Source organism: Gloeothece verrucosa PCC 7822, assembly GCF_000147335.1.
In the GTDB taxonomy this organism is placed as follows: domain Bacteria; phylum Cyanobacteriota; class Cyanobacteriia; order Cyanobacteriales; family Microcystaceae; genus Gloeothece; species Gloeothece verrucosa.
Map to the genome: position 1 here is coordinate 2,315,653 of NC_014501.1, position 17,050 is coordinate 2,332,702.

A 17,050-nucleotide genomic window follows, 5' to 3' on the forward strand; every position below is an offset into this window, starting at 1 on the left:
AGAATATTTTAGCCCGCGCAGGCGGGCTTTGTTCGTGTAGCCCCACCCTTCAGGGTGTAGGGTTCTTATAAGCGTCCATCCCTTCACAAGAACAGACCAAATTTCTATCCCCATAAGCATTATCAATTCGTCCCACAGCCGGCCAGAATTTATATTGCTTAGTCCAGGGGGCAGGATAAGCCGCAACTTCCCTTGAATAAGGACGGTTCCACTCACCACAAATCAACACTTCAGCCGTATGAGGCGCATTTTTAAGAGGATTATTTTTAGGATCAATCTTACCCTCTTCTATGGCTTTTGCCTCCTCATAAATAGTAATCATCGCCTCACAAAAACGGTCTAATTCCTCCTTAGACTCACTTTCCGTCGGTTCTACCATAATAGTTCCCATCACCGGCCAAGACACCGTAGGCGCATGGAAACCGAAGTCCATCAACCGTTTAGCCACATCCTCCACCTCAATATCTGCCCGTTTTTTCAAAGGATGTAGATCAATAATACATTCATGGGCCACTAACCCTGAAGTTCCCTTATACAGCACAGGATAAAAAGGTTCTAAACGCTTAGCAATATAATTAGCATTAAGGATAGCCACCTTAGTCGCCTCAGTTAACCCTTCTGCCCCCATCATCGCAATATACATCCAAGATATCACCAGGATACTTGCACTGCCCCAAGGCGCGGCAGAAATAGCCCCAATAGTATCTTGCCATTGTCCCTGTTCTCCGGTCAACTGCCCCAGAACTAGGGATACATCCGGTAAAAATGGGGCTAAATGAGACTTAACCCCAATGGGTCCCATACCGGGGCCACCACCCCCATGAGGAATACAGAAAGTCTTATGTAAATTCAGGTGACACACATCAGCGCCAAATTCCGCCGGACGACATAACCCCACTTGGGCGTTCATATTCGCCCCATCCATATACACCTGTCCCCCGTGTTGGTGGATGATGTTACAGATATCGATAATTCCCTCTTCAAATACCCCATGAGTAGAAGGATAAGTCACCATAATAGCCGCTAAATTCTGGCTGTGTTTTTCGGCTTTTGCGCGAAGGTCATCTAAGTCAATATTGCCCTCCTTATCACATTTTACCGCCACTACTTTCATGCCGCACATCACCGCACTAGCGGGGTTTGTCCCATGCGCCGACTCAGGAATTAAACAGATGTTGCGGTCCTTGTCGCCTCGGGTTTCGTGATACTTGCGAATAACTTGCAAGCCGGCATATTCCCCTTGAGAACCGGCATTAGGTTGTAACGAAATAGCATCAAACCCTGTAATTTGCGCTAACCATGTTTCTAACTGTTGGAAAAGTATCTGATACCCTTCCCCTTGAGAAAGGGGGACAAAGGGATGCAATTTACCAAATTCTGGCCAAGTCACCGGTATCATTTCGGCGGTAGCATTTAACTTCATGGTACAAGACCCCAAGGGAATCATGGAAGTATTGAGGGCTAAGTCCTTGCTTTCGAGTTGATGCAGGTAACGTAATAATTCCGTTTCCGAGTGATATTTATTGAACACCGGGTCGGTAAGATAGTCACTGGTACGCTTTAACGCTTCAGGAAATTCAAATTTAGCAGACTTGGCAATTTCTTCTACGGTAAAAGGTAATTCATCTTGTCCGGCGAAAATTTGCCACAATTGGATCACATCTTGTAGGGTTGTGGTTTCATCTAAACTGATACCCACTGCCGCATCATCCAGGAAACGCAAATTAATGTGATGTTTCTGGGCAGTTTCGATCATGGTTTTCGCCTTCTGTTCTCCCACCCTTACATGAAGGGTATCAAAAAACGGTTCTGACTCAATAGAATATTTCAGGTGTTTTAACCCGGTGGCCAGAATAACCGTTAACTGATGTACCCGTGTGGCAATTTGTTTAATACCCTGTGGACCATGATAAACCGCATACATCGCCGCCATCACCGCGAGTAACACTTGGGCAGTACAAATATTACTGGTCGCTTTATCCCGTCTAATATGTTGTTCTCGGGTTTGGAGGGCCAAGCGTAAAGCCGGTTTACCCTGTGCGTCTTTGGAAACCCCAATAATACGCCCCGGTATTTGCCGCTTATAAGCGTCTTTGGTAGCAAAATAAGCCGCATGAGGTCCCCCGTATCCCATCGGCACACCGAACCTCTGGGCACTTCCTACCGCAATATCTGCCCCAAATTCGCCAGGGGGTGTGAGTAGGGCTAAACTGAGGAGGTCTGCCGCAACAGTCACTAATGCGCCGGCTTGATGGGCTTTCGTGATAAACTCGCGGTAGTTGTAGATCGTGCCGTCAGTAGCGGGATATTGAAGCAGCGCCCCAAAGATAGGGGTTTCAAAATCAAAGTTATGATGATCGCCGATAATAATTTCTATACCGAGGGGATAGGCCCGAGTTTTAATAACTTCAATAGTTTGGGGATGACAGCCGCTAGAGACAAAAAAGGCATGAGCATTTTTATTTTTACACAAACCGTAACTCATGCTCATAGCTTCGGCGGCGGCGGTTCCTTCATCGAGAAGAGAAGCGTTAGCTATTTCCAAACCCGTTAACTCAATAATCATGGTTTGGAAGTTGAGTAAAGCTTCGAGTCGTCCTTGGGCAATTTCAGCTTGATAGGGGGTATAAGCGGTGTACCATCCAGGATTTTCTAATATATTGCGAACTATAACCGGCGGCGTGATACAGTCATAGTATCCCATGCCTATATAAGAACGATAAACTTTATTTTTTGAAGCAATAGATTTTAATTGAGTTAAAGCCGCATATTCGCTTTGTGCGGGCGGTAAATTGAGTTTTCTTTCCAGACGAATGGCGGCGGGAACGGTTTTATCGACTAATTCATCTAGGGTAGAAAGCCCTAAAATAGAGAGCATTTGTGCAATTTCTTGGCGGTTGGGGCCGATATGCCGATTGACAAATGAATCTGTAGCGGCTAAAACTGTGGTTGAGGCTGGTTCGGTGGGGGTGATTTCCAAGTTAACCATAGAAGATAATTAGAGATCTTGTAAGGGGTTTAGGCAGGTATTATTGGTGATCTTAACGCAATTTGTTAAGATTTTGTAATAAACTCCGCCAGCCCCCAAAATGCAACATCGACTCACTCCATGATGTAGACAGAGAAAAATAATTCTTGAGATAGATGAATAGTCCCCTGAAATAGAGGACTATTAAGGCAAGTAATATTAAGTAAAAATATTCAGAAAAAGTTAAAAAGTTCTTTGGACTCTGAAAACTTTTTGAGTAGATAGACCAACCTTGTTGATTATTTTTTGGCTTTTAGTCGTTTAAAGAAAGAGCCAAAGCCGAGAGCCGCTCCTGCACCTAAAATGGTAAAGGGTTCAGGAACGCTTGCGGTTTGACGCAAAGTAAAGAAGGCATTTCCGTCAGCATCGATAGGTACATTCAACAAGAAAGCTGGGGCTGTCACACCAGGGTTTTGGACACCTAGTATGCCACTAAGAACAGTGCCATGGTCAAAAGAAATGTAAGTTCCTGAATTGGTCACCTTAGCAAAGCCAAGAGTGCCTCCACTAAATAGATAGGCTAGATCAAAAGGTGCAGATATACCTTCACCATTATCAACGGTTGGCGCAAAAAGATCGCCGTTAGGATCTAATTGAGTAAATTCATCTCCTAATCCTGTCCCTATAGTAATATGAAAGTCGGTCCAGGTAAGCTTAGAATAGTTATAGACGAGCTTTAACAGTTGAATCCCTACAGAGGTATTTGGTTCATATCCTGTCAGTGCAATTCCTACATCGAAAGCACCTAAGTCTGTGGCCCTTTCATACAATGTAAGTGAATTTTCTTCGCTGTTGTCGTACTGGTAAAACCAATTTCCATTGCTTCCTGTTATTGAAATCTCAGCCGCCTGGATAGGTTGAGCCGCTAATGCCAGGGAAGCTAGTCCGCTTGCTAAGACTGTCCCTGAAACAAAGAGGTTAAACTTAGGCATCTTTAATTTGTCTCCAAATTTTCAGTTGAGCTATTTATATAACTCTATAGCCAGGCTGTTAGAGTTAGCGTTAGTATTTGCTTCAATAACGTATAACTTTAGGTATAATTTAATATTTTTTGTCGATATGGAGGGCAATGCTAGAAGTTAGGCATCATACTTTCTTTATTAATTTTTGATAATTTTCCGACTAAAGAAGGTATAGAAGCATTTTTAGAGATGAGTAAAACAAGGGGGACAACTCAAAGTTTAAGAGCATTTCGGGATTGGGTTAGAGATAAATTATAGATTTATATTAATGATTGTCTAGCTAAAAAGGTCTAATTGTCGTGGAAAAAAAGGTCTTCTTATTTCTAATGGAGGTTCGCCAAGTTGATTAGATAGCTTGATTAAAAGTCATCCGCGCCTTTCAAGATGGTACATCCTCTGAAACCATTGTCAGTCGTTACTCAACTGTATCGTTATCCGATGTTTACACCACAATAGGTTATTATCTGCGATACCAAGACACTGTACAAGCCTATCTTAACCGCCGAGAAGAGTTAGCCGCATCTGTCGCCAGCGTTTAGCCACCGTTCAACCGGATTTAAGCTTGATCCGTTCTCGCTTGTGTTATATAAAATCCGGTTGATTTAATTACTTTTTGGCTTTTTGCCGCTTAAACAAAGACCCAAATCCTAAAGCCACTCCTGCACCTAAAATTGTAAAAGGTTCGGGAACAGTTTCCACCGTTAATTTTATGTAATCAACCTCCGTGTCATCTTGAACATAAACATCTAAAAATCCCTTGGTGTTGAGAGTAGCAATCAAGTTACCTGTAGTATTTGGTAGCGCCAAGGGAGAAAGACTACTTAAATCAAGATAAAATGTCTGATCAACTGGTGTTGGTGATGCTGTCCAAGAAGTATTTAACAAACCCGGAACAGTAGAAGTTGATGTCTGATTGCTGCTTGTTCTATTGGTGCTGTTACTGGGTGGACTAGGGTCAATGGTTGATATAGTACCGCTGCTGCTTGGTGTACCGTTGCCACTCCCAAAATAGCTACCCCAACGAACAGGATCTAAATTTCCTAAAGAATCAATAAATAATAAGTGAATAGCATCATTTTGACTCCCTCCTGCACTTGCTCTAACCCGAATCTCTAAATTAGCACCAGTTATGTTTCCTATCAGATTGGAGAAACTAAAAGTATGAATGAACTGTCTATCTGCACCTGGTTGATCAAAATTTCTGATCTGGCATAAAGGATTATTTGTACAAGAAATATTTGAACTAGAGTAGAGATTATTGATGAATGCAACAGCACCAGGACTAGGGTTAGATGGTTCGAGACCATCACTGGTATTGTAAGCATCCATATTCCCTGCGGTGAAAGTATAGGTTGCTGCTTGAGCCGCTTTTGGCATTAAAGGAAGCCAAGTTAGTGCGAGGGCACTAGCAATCCCTATACTCCCCCAGAAGCGAGAAGCAAAAAAACTATTCATAATCATTAAATTCTTCAGTTTTTGCCTATTAAGTTTTAATTACACCCTTAAGTGTATAACCACGCTGTTAGAGTTAAAGTTAGTTTTACGTTGAATAATGTATAACTTGATGTATAATTTAGCTAAAATTTGGCAAAAATTTGAGGGCAACTGGTAAAATTGCCCTTTTAGTATTAACTCCGTAAAGTTACCTTAAACTCCTCAACTAATGCCTCCCGAATCTGATTATGAACCGGGTCAACCTCCGTATCAGTTAAGGTACGATCTCCCACTCGATAAGCCAAACTAAACGCCAAACTCCGTTGACCTTCAGGGACATTTTGACCCTTATATTCATCAAACAATTCCACGCCAGCTAATAAACTTCCTCCGGCTTTTTTCATCACTTTTTCTAACTGGAAAACCGATAAATCTATCGGTGCAAAAAAAGCTAAATCTCGCGCCACTGCCGGAAAAGGAGAATAGGCTTGAAAACGAGGAGTGACTAACTCATCTTTATTAAGCGCCTCTAACAACCGATCAAAACTTAATTCAAAAGCATAAACCTCATCAATTAACCCCCGCTTTTGTCGGAGTTGAGGATGAAGTTGTCCAAATATCCCTAACTGTTTCCCCTCTAACCATAAAGAAGCAGTACGCCCCGGATGAAGACGTTCATCGTTTTGGTCGGGTTGATATTCTACTACTATTTCTAAAGCTTCAAACACACTTTCTAAGATGCCTTTTGCTTCATACCAAGACATGGGTTGAGATTTACCGCCCCTTGTCCAACGGCCCAGAGGAGTCACCTCGCCGCCGAGAATTCCTGCCAGAGAATCTTGTTCCTGTATTCCCTCATTTGACTTATAGAAAATCCGCCCAATTTCAAAAGCATTAAATGCCCCATTTCCTTGAGATTGGTTATACTCAAAAGCATCAATTAACCCATTTAATAAATTGGTTCTGAGGGCCGAATATTCAGCTAATAAGGGGTTAGCTAAAACCACCTCATCTTTTTCGGGTTTCACCAGGGAATATTGCACCACTTCGGTGAGTCCTACGCCGCGAAACAACGCGCGAACTTTGCGCTGTAATTGTTCTTCAAAAGACAGTGCGCCGGGTTCTGTCTTACGGGGAAGAGTATCACAGAAATGATCATAACCATACAAGCGGGCAACTTCTTCAATGAGATCTATTTCTCTTTCTAAGTCCCGATAGCGATAAGAGGGTACTGTCACCGTCCAAACATCAGTTTTAATCGGTGTTAACTGGCAACCGAGATCGGTTAAAATACGTTCTACATCTGCCGCTTCTACAACACCTATTCCGTCGGATGTTTTGACATTACCTAAAATTTGCTGTAGTCTTTCTAAACGCAATTCGATCGAACGAGTTTGTTGATCGGGTCTAGCATCGGCAATCACTTGATGAACCGCCTTACCTCCCGCTATTTCCGTAATCAAAGAGATGGCCCTAGCACAAGCTAAGTCTAACTCAATTTGGTTCACGCCGCGCTCATATCGGGCAGAAGATTCACTGCGTAACCCTTGAGATTTTGAAGACCGACGAATGGTGATCGGATCAAATAGTGCCGCTTCTAAAACAAGATTTTCCGTGCCTTCATAAACCTCGGTTTCTTCTCCTCCCATCACGCCAGCGATGGCAACCGGAACATCATTACTGGTAATGAGTAAATTTTGGGGAACCAGAGAGCGAGTTTGACCATCGAGGGTTTTAATTTCTTCTTTTTCACGGGCAAATCTGACCCCTATACTTAAACTTTTGCCCTTGCCTACGGTTTTCAAGCGTTCCCGGTCAAAAGCATGAAGCGGCTGTCCCCATTCTAGTAATACATAATTGGTGACATCCACCACATTATTAATCGGACGAACCCCTGCCGCTTCTAAGCGTTTTTGTAACCATTGGGGAGAGGGAGCAATTTTAACGCCTTCTATCACCGTACCCATATAAGCCGGACAAGCTACCCCATCATCCACCTCTAGACTTAAACTGCCTTTTTTAGAGGGGATAGATAAGTCGGGGGGTTGAGGAAGGTTTAAGGCCGCACCGGTTAAGGCGGCGACTTCTCGTGCTACTCCCACCATACTCAAGGCATCCGCGCGGTTAGCGGTAGGAGAGATATCTAAAATCACATCATCTAACCCTAATAAGGGACGGACATCAGAACCTAATTCTAAATTCTTTTGTGAAAATATATGAATTCCTTCAGACTCTTTGGTTAATCCTAACTCAGCCAAAGAGCAAATCATGCCTTCTGAACGAACGCCGCGCAGTTTAGCCGGTTTAATTTTGAGATCTACGGCAGGTAAATAGGTTCCGGGGGTGGCGACAGCAACAAAAATATCTGCTCTTGCATTGGGTGCCCCACAGACAATTGTAGAGGTAGACTCTCCTCCGATATCCACTTCACACACACTTAATTTATCCGCATTGGGATGGGGTTCTCGTTTGAGAATTTTTCCGATGACTACCCCGTCCGCTTGTTGACGACGATCTTCTATCTCTTCAACTTCTATACCTGCAATGGTTAAGGTTTCCGCTAACTCCTCTGGAGTTAAGGTGATATCGACTAATTCCCGCAGCCAATTAATAGAGATTCGCATCTTCTCTTTCTTATCAGTGACCAGTTATCAGTTTAACCTGTACTGACCTATTATTCTGTATTTAGGCGATTTAGCCACCCATTCAAAATGAGTGGCAACTGTAGCAATACTCTAGTTTATTAATCTTTTCCTAGGCGCTTTCGCTATTTCAACGAGCCTAGGTAGGAGTCTCATAATTATCAACATTGCATTCACCAGTACGACCAAAATCCGGACTAGCATCACTATAGAAAGTACGAATTGCCCCTTCACGAGCGACAAAAACGTTTTCAAAAGTCTGCCCTTCGTCTGTAATTCCTACTAAACAAGCTATATTTGTTGAGTCTGTATTGGGGTTATCTTTGTAGGTTCTAGCACCCAGTTCTAAAATTTCTTCGGCATCGAGGGTATAAGCATAACCTTTGATCGGGGCGCTAACTTTACGGTCGCCGAGTTGCAGTTCTACACCTAGGGTATAAACTGCTCCCTCTTGAATTTCTGCGTTAGGAATACTCCTGGGTAAAATGCCAGCTAAATTTTTTTGTTGCAAATCTAAGTAGCGTCCTGCAAAGTGTAATCCGCCAATACCTCTACCAGGTTCACCACAAAATACATGATCAAAACCCTTGACCTTAAACCAAACATCGGTTAAATCATCCAGGAATTCATCATCAGAAGTACGTCCTTCTTCTAAAGAACCTCCTACATATTCTTTGATATTAGCTAGAACGCCGGGAAAGTTATTTAGAGTTGATTTAAATTCGTTCTCACTAACGACTTTACCCGGCTGGCCACAGAGTTCAACGATCGCCAGATCAAAATCATTCAATGCACGAGGAATAGGGGTAATGTCTTGATGTTGCCTATTGAACAAACCATCAGAATTATCGTCAAAAAAAGGAATAAATGCGGTTGGTTGGCTGCCGCTTTCCCCAGTGGTAGTTCCCGTTTCTGAAGGATTGCTCTCTGTAGAAGTGGCTAAAGCCGGATTGAGTTCCCCACAGGTTAAAGCGACCCAATGATTGGTTGAATTGGGAATCTTGATGTAAACATAAGTAGGATTATCTTGTTTATTTAGTCCCACTGCTTCGTAGGGGATAGATGTTTCTAAAGGGATGGGATTTTTCCCACTAATGGAAGTAGTACCGTTACAAGGTTGAGTGAGAGTGAATCTACCCGTATAGGGTGTTTGTGCCCAAGCGGCACTCGGTAAAATGATCAGAGAAATTAGTCCGGCTAATAAAGTTAGACAAAGGACAGATTTCAATTTTTTCATGGAAGATAGCAAGGTTGTTTTTTTCATCTTCTGGCTTAAACGAGCAGAGATACCATTTAATAGTGTAAGGTTAATGGTACTGAGGATATATTAACTTTTTTTTTATTAAAGTCAGAGGACATAGATAACATAACCTAAATTTTACCTAAATAAGTTATAAAGGAGTTCCGCTTAATGACCACCATAAATCGACGACAAAACCGCCCTTCACAGGAAGAGATCGAGCAAATGTTTAGGGAATTGGAAGTTATACCTAGTCCCTTAGACCAGCCGGCTATTATTCAACTGTTGCAAAAGTTTCGGGAGATTTATGCTAATGGTGGCGCAGAGTTTGCTCGATTTCAGTTATCTAATCACCCTGTATTTGATTGGTTTTCTTCTCATAATCGCTTAAAGGAGATTAATTTTTTTGACCAATGTATCACCCGGACTGCGGTAAGGGAAGCTTTACCTTCATTAGAGATTGAGACTAGCTTAAAGTCTTCTCTAAATTTAAAAGATGATAGCAGTGCATTTACCTTTGATGGAGAATTAGCCAAGGTTCTCTTCAAGGGCGGCGCTTACAATAAATTTAAAGGTTCTGCTAAAGAAGCGAAAACTTTAGGAGGTAATTTTTCTGCCGCTCTTTTTGGTGATCGCTATGATGAAGTGAAAATTTATGTGAGTTATGAACCTTGGTCAAATTGGTTTGGTGCTGTTGCTTGGGATATGACTTGGTTGGGTATTGATAAGGGTAATAATCAACTTTGGTTATTATCTGTTACGGATACTGATTAATCAATTGATTGCCCCCTGATTAAAGCCTTTTTAAGGATTGGGGGGGATCAAATTTACAATATAAACATCAACCCGAAAATTGCTCAGATGGTCAAACTCATGATACAAACCGCTAAACCTGCACTCTCCTTAGAGGAATTCCTCAAACTCCCAGAAACCCAACCGGAGAGCGAATACCTCGATGGTAAAATTATTCAAAAACCGATGCCTCAAGGAAAACACAGTAGAATACAAGGTAAATTAGTCACAACCATCAATGCTATCGCCGAAACTGAACGCATTGCTTTAGCCTTACCCGAGTTACGTTGTAGCTTTGGAGGCCAATCTATTGTTCCTGATGTAGCCGTCTTAAAATGGGAGAACATACCCAAAGATGACAATGGAGATATTGCCAATGTGGTTGCTACCTCTCCAGACTGGATTATTGAAATTCTCTCCCCTGAGCAAAATCAATCTCGAGTCACCAACAAAATTTTACATTGCCTCAATTGCGGCTGTAAATTAGGATGGTTAATCGATCCTCAAGTGCATTCACTGTTAATTTTTCCACCCCAACAACAACCCCTATTTTTTGAAGAAGAAGATCGACAGCTTCCTGTTCCGGATTTTCTAACACAACTCAATCTAAAAGTCAAGGATATTTTTAGTTGGCTGAAGCTTTGAGGTTTGGATGCTGCCTCTTTAGTTCCTGCACTGGCATTAAGCTCTTTTATGCGTATATGTTCTGAATCTTAGGGCAATTTTATTAAAACTATATATTATCTCTCATTAATTTACTGAAACGCCTCTATCTAAAGTATGGTATTATGGAAGGTGTATCACAGTCTGTTAATGAAGCTTCTCTCGAGTCTAACTACTTTTATAAAAATAAATATCTAAGAGAAGTTGTTAAATTAAGCGAATTTTCGGGCATTATAAGATTAGATTCCAAAAAATCCCTGGGCCAAACTAACCCGCTTTTTGAAATCCTATTTTCACTTCCATTTGGACACAGCAATCTTTGGTGACCTTGCATGAGCTACTGCGTCAATCCTTCCTGTAGTAATCCGAAAAACCCTGATAATGTCGTCGTTTGTCAAGCCTGCGGTTCCAAACTCTTATTGCGCGATCGCTATCAGGTACTTGGCATTCTTGGTAAAGGAGGGTTCGGAGCGACTTTTGCTACTATAGATACAAAAATTCCCAGCAAACCCTTATGTGTCGTCAAACAACTCAGGCCATCTTCGGATGACCCCAATGTTTTCCGCATGGCAAAAGAGTTATTCGTCCGAGAAGCCCAAACTTTAGACAAAGTCGGGGTTCATCCTCAAGTTCCCAGATTATTAGACTATTTTGAAGAAGCACAACAATTTTACTTAGTTCAAGAATACGTTAAAGGCAACAACTTACACCAGGAAGTTAAAAAGAATGGGCCATTTAGTGAAGCTGGTGTTAAACAATTTCTCTCAGAATTATTACCGATTTTAAAATATATTCATGCCCAAAAAGTTATTCACCGAGATATTAAACCGGCAAATTTAATTCGCCGTCAAACCGATAAAAAGCTGGTTTTAATTGATTTTGGAGCCGTTAAAAATCAAGTTAATACCGTAGTAGCCAGTAGTAATTCAGAACAGACTGCCTTTACAGCTTTTGCTGTCGGAACGGCTGGCTTTGCTCCTCCCGAACAAATGGCCATGCGTCCAGTCTATGCCAGTGATATTTATGCTGTCGGGGTAACTTGTATTTATTTACTTTCCGGGAAATCTCCTAAAGAGATGGGTATTGATCCAGAAACCGGAGAATTAACTTGGGAAAGTTGGGTAGAGATCAGCAACGGTTTTGCCGAAGTCCTGAAAAAAATGCTCGAGGTATCTGTTCGCCATCGTTATAAATCAGCCCAAGAGGTGTTAGATGCGCTTGAACTGACAGATTACACTCTTTCCTTAGAACAAGGAATGATTATGGCGGGTAAAGGCGAAGAAACTAATATGCCAACCCAAAGCCGCGCTTCTGGCTTAATCACTAAAGTCAACAATGGCATAGGATCGGGAACGAGGTCCTCATTGCCCAATAGCAGTGTGCGGAATCGTCAAAATTCCTCCATAGTCAGTAGCGGTGTGTCGAGTCGTACTTCTCCGGCCATGCCTTCACAGCCTTTGTCAAGTCACTTCAATAAACATCAACCTCGTAGTAGTCAGATAGATTTTCAGGTGGCTCATACCTCGCATCTGCTCAAGGGACAAAATGGAAACGAACAAGCTGGATTAAAGAAAAAACCTAGATTTGATGCTCATACTCTTTTAAATAATTATGAAAAAGGAAGACGAGATTTTGCCCAACAAGAATTGAAAGCGATTAATTTATCTAAAGCTAAGATCCCCGGGATTAATTTGTATCAAGCCGAATTAGTGAGAGCTAATTTACAATCGACAGATTTATCCGGTGCTGATTTAGGACGGGCTAACTTAAGTCAAGCTGTTTTAAAAAATACCAATTTAGGGCAAGCTTATTTAGGCTATGCTAATTTAGAACAAGCCGATTTACGAGGAGCAGATTTAACTGGCGCTAATCTTAAATTTGCAAATTTAAAAGCCGCGAATTTATGTGGAGCTAATTTATATGAGGCACAAGTCACTCAAGAACAACTCGCTATGGCGAAAACCAATTGGTTAACCGTAATGCCTAGTGGAAAACGCGGATTTTGGTAATGAGGCAACCGCTTAATTGCTATTCGGTTTTAAAAAAGAGTTATCTTCACTAATCGTCAATTTATAGTCAAGAGGTTGTTTCGATTTGGAGATAATCGTCAATTCATAAAAGCCATCTTCAGGCAGCACACCAGACCATTGAGTTTCTTTAGAATCTTCTAATAAATTATTTTTACCTGTAGGAGAATAAATAGAAAAAAGAGTATCATGGTCAGCTTGAAGCTGTATTTTAAAATTTTTAGCAGCAGATAGCCGCACCACATAAGCGTTGCCTTCTCCGGGTTCAAGTCTTCCAGTGGCTTCAGTGGCTAATTGCTGTTCATCGAGTTCCAGTTTTTGATAAATTTTTCCGGAGTCGAGGTCTTGAAGCTTACTATAAATAATCGCATTCCAAACTTGACCAATGGGTTTATCAATAAAATCTTGATTTTCTTGCTCAGGAAAATAATAAAAAAAGGTAGCGTCAGCTAAATCGTAAAGAGCGCGGCTACTGAGATGGAGTTGATTAACTTGCTGTTTCCAACTATCGCGTTGTGCTTGATTATACTGTCCCAAATTTTGGCGAGCCGCTTCACTTAAAAAACTTAATTTATCTAATAACTGTGCGGCAATTTTATCCCACTTTTCTCGCCACTCAGCATCTTCGGGTTTATTAGTCAACATTTTGCCTTGCTGAGAAGGATATTCACTGTTATAAACCTGATCCACTAGGTTGTAAAAAAATTGGCTATTAATCCCCAAACTCAGTCGACGATTTTGAAGATCATTTTTCCGTTGCCATTCTTGATCTGAGATCCCCGAGGAAGGCTTAGACGATGAATTATCGGTAAAGACAGTAGATGTCTTTGAATCTGAACTTTTGTGACCTTGAGTAATTTGATCGAGCCATGTCTTACCGGCTAACCATCCCATCATTCCCGAACCTATACTGAGAAGCAAGACTAGCATCAATTTTCCCAAACAGCCATTCAAAGGGTTAACCGTTCTGGTAGAAGTAGAGGTCATAGTTGAGTTATTTTCAGAAAGCGAGAGGGAATTTAGCTGTGAGGGCGTAGAAGAAGGAAGCGATGAATTGGCGGGTGTTATTGGACTGGGGTGCGGAGCTCGTTCCGCACTCGCTGGCGTTACTGGAGTGACTGGTGTTACCGGTGTGACTGGCGTTACTGGAGTCGCTACAACAGATGAGCCATTAGAGGAACTAGAAGCCACCGACGGCATAACCACAAGGGTCGCTTGGGTTGGATCACTAGAAATTACTGCGGCTTGCACAGGTTGAGATTGAGTGCCTTTGAGAATTTCCAGAACTTCCCTTGCATTTTGGGGGCGTTCGTGCCCATTTTTAGCCAGCATTTTCCACAGCAGATTTTTTAATTTCGGACTCAGCAACAAATCTTGTTTTGGGTCCGTTCTCAGGCTAGTGACTTCAAGTACCTCGCTAGGCGGTTTGCCTGTAAGTAATACCAAGACAGTAGCAGCTAGGGCGTACAAATCACTATGAGGAAAGACGATTCCGCTTTGAATCTGTTCCGGGGGAGCATAGCCCATTTGTCCGAGTTGGGTAGCCACAGCAATCGTCAGGGGTTGACTCGACATGGGATGAGTTCCTGTGGTGGCCAGTTGCTTAACGCTGCCAAAATCGATTAAAACCGGTAATTGATCGCTATGGCGTAAAATGATATTATCCGGACAAATGTCTCGATGAATGATCCCTCTCGCATGAATATAGGCGATCACAGGCAATAGATTTTTTAATAATTGGGTCACTTCCTCTTCAGTAAAAGTTTGACCCTGCAAGGCGCGAATTTTGAGGAGGTCGCCATAGGTTTGCCCTTGAATATAATCTTGAACCAAAAATAGCCGCTTTTGGTGTCGAAACAGTTCTCGGAAACGAGGAATTTGGGGATGTTGCAGCTTATAGAGAACTTTAGCTTCTCGTTCAAAGAGTTCCTCAATTTTTTGGAGTTGTTCAGGATGTTCAAGTTGAGGAATTAATTCTTTAACAACACACAATTCATCAAAGCGATGGGTATCTTCAACGAGATAGGTAGACCCTACGCTACTATGTCCCAACTGTCGCAATGTGCGATAGCGCTCATTTAAGACGACTCCTAAGTGCATGGAATGGTTCATCAAAACCAGTAATAAAAGTTCATTCTACAATATACATAAATTAATAGACGATTTCTCAAGAAATTATTTTCTCGGGTTTCTATAATAAGGCTGTTACAGGAAACGGCAAGACGCGCGAAATATTGGCCATCTCTCGATGAGCAACTGTGGAAAAAAATTGTGTCAGATCAAGCACCGACTTGAGAAAAGCCTTTAAAATCTAAAGTCAGATCCACTGAGTTCTATCCCACGCTCTCACTCGCTCTTGGTAGTGTCGATAGTTTACCTAGTATTAGGAGTTGCTCGTGATGAATTTTCCATCAAGTTTGAAATTTTTAACTTGTTGCGCCGTTTCTTTAATGACTCTAACTGGCATTATTCCCGAAATCCAAGCTCAACCCAAACCCGAAATTCGTTTTATTTGTGGCAATGGACTTGATCCTCAAGATAATCAATATTATCCTACTACCTATGCTTTAACCGAGCGAGGCAAAATTGCCGTAGTCCGTTGGAAATATCAATGGTTTGGTGATCCGGATGTGGTTTTACAAGGTCGTTGTCAGACAGTAGCAAGTACCTTTCAATTTGCCTATGACCAGGGTAACCTCAACTATATTACTAACGATCAAGACCTGAATGGACAACCGAGAATTTGTGGCACTAGCCGCTTTTTTGGTCATTGTGTCACTGTGCTTTTCGGCTTACGTTCTTCTACGGATTCTCTCAAAGTGTTGAGCCAAATTCAACAAGCACTTAAAGGGCATAAGGTTAGTCTGCCCTCTCCTCGTTTGATGGATAAGTCACAAGCGTATATTTCCCTTGATATGAATCAATTTTTTGCCACCGCTCCGGTTGAACCCCAATGATCTAATGGGTGAAGGGGCAAGGTATGCTGCCTGTCATCCTTCCCCTTTAACTCCTCAATGAATTGCTATAGATTATTCTCAATTTCTTTGCCTGTTCAAATAGAGGGTTAGAAAAGGGTCCGACAACTGGTTTATTAGCAGAGTGGTTGAATGTTTGGCTGCTTTCCCAGTTCTTTAATTAGATGAACCAGTTGATGAATAGCTATATCTTTTTGACAGACTCTATCAATAGGTACCGTTTGACACATTACCTCAGTTTGGGGATCTTCTAGGGAAGTATAAGCAATAATTCGGGTATTCGGCGCAATTTGTTTAATTTCCGAAGCGGCACTTAACCCATTGAGAATAGGCATTTGTAGATCTAAAATAATGACATCTGGACAACTCGCTTTGACTTTTTCAATGGCCTCTAAACCATTCTCCGCTAAACCCACAATATCGATTTCTTCATCCTTTGATAAAGAGAGTTTGAGGCTAAGGCGAGTTAGGTCATGATCATCAACAATTAAAACACGAACCATACACTGCCGATTGGTTAATAGCATTGACACTTCCAAACCTTTTCTGTTTGCTTTTCCTGTTATATTTTAGTGTAAAAGATTAGGTCGATTTTGAGGGTCTATCATCCGGGAGATTAAATTAAAGTATAATAATATTCAACTTTCTTAAAAATTGATCATCTCTCTTGAGAAGCTACCTCAAATAATAACTGAGCCTATGATATTAATTGTTGTATTTTTTTCTTGACTGGCTTGCTCTCGAGTAAACCAATGGATTAATCAAGTTTCAATGATAGCCGCTTGTGGATCAACTTGAGCCAGTTGCGCTACAGTCATCTGTTCATAAATTTCAAAAGGTTGATGAATCCAGGGACTTGAAGAAAGATAGTGAGCCGCATAATCGGGTTGAAAGCTTGAACTCGCCTTATGCCAAATGACGGCAGTGCGAATTTCCTGGATTTGATAACGACTTTTAAGCCAATTGATTGTTTGAGAGAGTGTGATTCCCGAATCAGCTAAATCATCAACTAATAGAATACGATTCCCTAACTTGGGAGTGGTCATGGAAAGATGCTCACTGAAAACTAATTTTCCTCTAACCTGATTGCTTGTACCGCCATAGGAAGAGGCACTAAGTATGGCTAAAGGTTGTCTAAACAGACGAGAAAGGATATCCCCTAAGCGTAATCCTCCTTTGGCTAAACAGACAATCTGATTAAATTCCCAACCGGATTGATAAATTGTAATAGCTAGGCTTTCAATATTTTTATGGTACTCTGACCAAGATACATACAAATCTGACATA

At 41.6% G+C, this 17,050-nt stretch carries 12 protein-coding genes; 4 read left to right on the top strand and 8 right to left on the bottom strand.

Going from position 1 to position 17,050, the window contains the following annotated elements; genetic code table 11:
- Positions 1–49 precede the first annotated feature (49 nt).
- The 5 genes from gcvP to CYAN7822_RS10195 form a co-directional block, all read right to left on the bottom strand.
- Complete coding sequence (gcvP, locus tag CYAN7822_RS10175; RefSeq protein ID WP_013322173.1) at positions 50–2,989, bottom strand: aminomethyl-transferring glycine dehydrogenase; 2,940 nt, start codon at positions 2,987–2,989, stop codon at positions 50–52.
- Positions 2,990–3,267: 278 nt separating this feature from the next.
- Entirely contained in the window at positions 3,268–3,960 is a 693-nt protein-coding gene (locus CYAN7822_RS39390) for a PEP-CTERM sorting domain-containing protein (protein WP_013322174.1), read from the bottom strand.
- 636 nt (positions 3,961–4,596) lie between these two features.
- Entirely contained in the window at positions 4,597–5,445 is an 849-nt protein-coding gene (locus CYAN7822_RS10185) for a PEP-CTERM sorting domain-containing protein (RefSeq protein ID WP_041933198.1), read from the bottom strand.
- A 173-nt stretch (positions 5,446–5,618) separates the two neighbouring features.
- Positions 5,619–8,048 (bottom strand): phenylalanine--tRNA ligase subunit beta, encoded by a 2,430-nt coding sequence (gene pheT / locus CYAN7822_RS10190; protein ID WP_013322176.1) that lies wholly within the window; start codon positions 8,046–8,048, stop codon positions 5,619–5,621.
- Between the two features lie 157 nt (positions 8,049–8,205).
- Complete coding sequence (locus CYAN7822_RS10195) at positions 8,206–9,330, bottom strand: EndoU domain-containing protein (protein WP_245602722.1); 1,125 nt, start codon at positions 9,328–9,330, stop codon at positions 8,206–8,208.
- A 147-nt stretch (positions 9,331–9,477) separates the two neighbouring features.
- On the opposite strand from CYAN7822_RS10195, the gene CYAN7822_RS10200 reads away from it, so the two are divergent.
- From CYAN7822_RS10200 to CYAN7822_RS10215, 3 genes are all read left to right on the top strand, one after another.
- On the top strand, positions 9,478–10,080 hold the full coding sequence (locus tag CYAN7822_RS10200; RefSeq protein WP_013322178.1) for a hypothetical protein: 603 nt from the start codon (positions 9,478–9,480) through the stop codon (positions 10,078–10,080).
- Positions 10,081–10,167: 87 nt separating this feature from the next.
- Positions 10,168–10,743 (top strand): Uma2 family endonuclease, encoded by a 576-nt coding sequence (locus CYAN7822_RS10205; protein ID WP_013322179.1) that lies wholly within the window; start codon positions 10,168–10,170, stop codon positions 10,741–10,743.
- 350 nt (positions 10,744–11,093) lie between these two features.
- Complete coding sequence (locus CYAN7822_RS10215; RefSeq protein WP_013322181.1) at positions 11,094–12,770, top strand: serine/threonine-protein kinase; 1,677 nt, start codon at positions 11,094–11,096, stop codon at positions 12,768–12,770.
- 12 nt (positions 12,771–12,782) lie between these two features.
- Here CYAN7822_RS10215 and CYAN7822_RS10220 read toward each other — a convergent pair whose 3' ends face one another.
- Positions 12,783–14,900: a serine/threonine protein kinase gene (locus CYAN7822_RS10220; protein WP_041933200.1), complete on the bottom strand. Its 2,118-nt coding sequence runs from the start codon at positions 14,898–14,900 to the stop codon at positions 12,783–12,785.
- A 287-nt stretch (positions 14,901–15,187) separates the two neighbouring features.
- On the opposite strand from CYAN7822_RS10220, the gene CYAN7822_RS10225 reads away from it, so the two are divergent.
- Positions 15,188–15,745, top strand: a complete 558-nt coding sequence (locus CYAN7822_RS10225; protein WP_013322183.1) for a COP23 domain-containing protein — start codon at positions 15,188–15,190, stop codon at positions 15,743–15,745.
- A gap of 134 nt (positions 15,746–15,879) precedes the next feature.
- Here CYAN7822_RS10225 and CYAN7822_RS10230 read toward each other — a convergent pair whose 3' ends face one another.
- Together CYAN7822_RS10230 and CYAN7822_RS10235 are read right to left on the bottom strand one after the other, a co-directional pair.
- Positions 15,880–16,290 carry a response regulator gene (locus CYAN7822_RS10230; protein ID WP_013322184.1) on the bottom strand — a complete coding sequence of 137 codons (411 nt, stop codon included), beginning with the start codon at positions 16,288–16,290 and terminating at the stop codon, positions 15,880–15,882.
- Between the two features lie 234 nt (positions 16,291–16,524).
- Positions 16,525–17,049, bottom strand: coding sequence for a phosphoribosyltransferase (locus CYAN7822_RS10235; RefSeq protein ID WP_013322185.1), 525 nt, complete (start codon positions 17,047–17,049; stop codon positions 16,525–16,527).
- Between the last annotated feature and the right edge of the window lies 1 nt (position 17,050).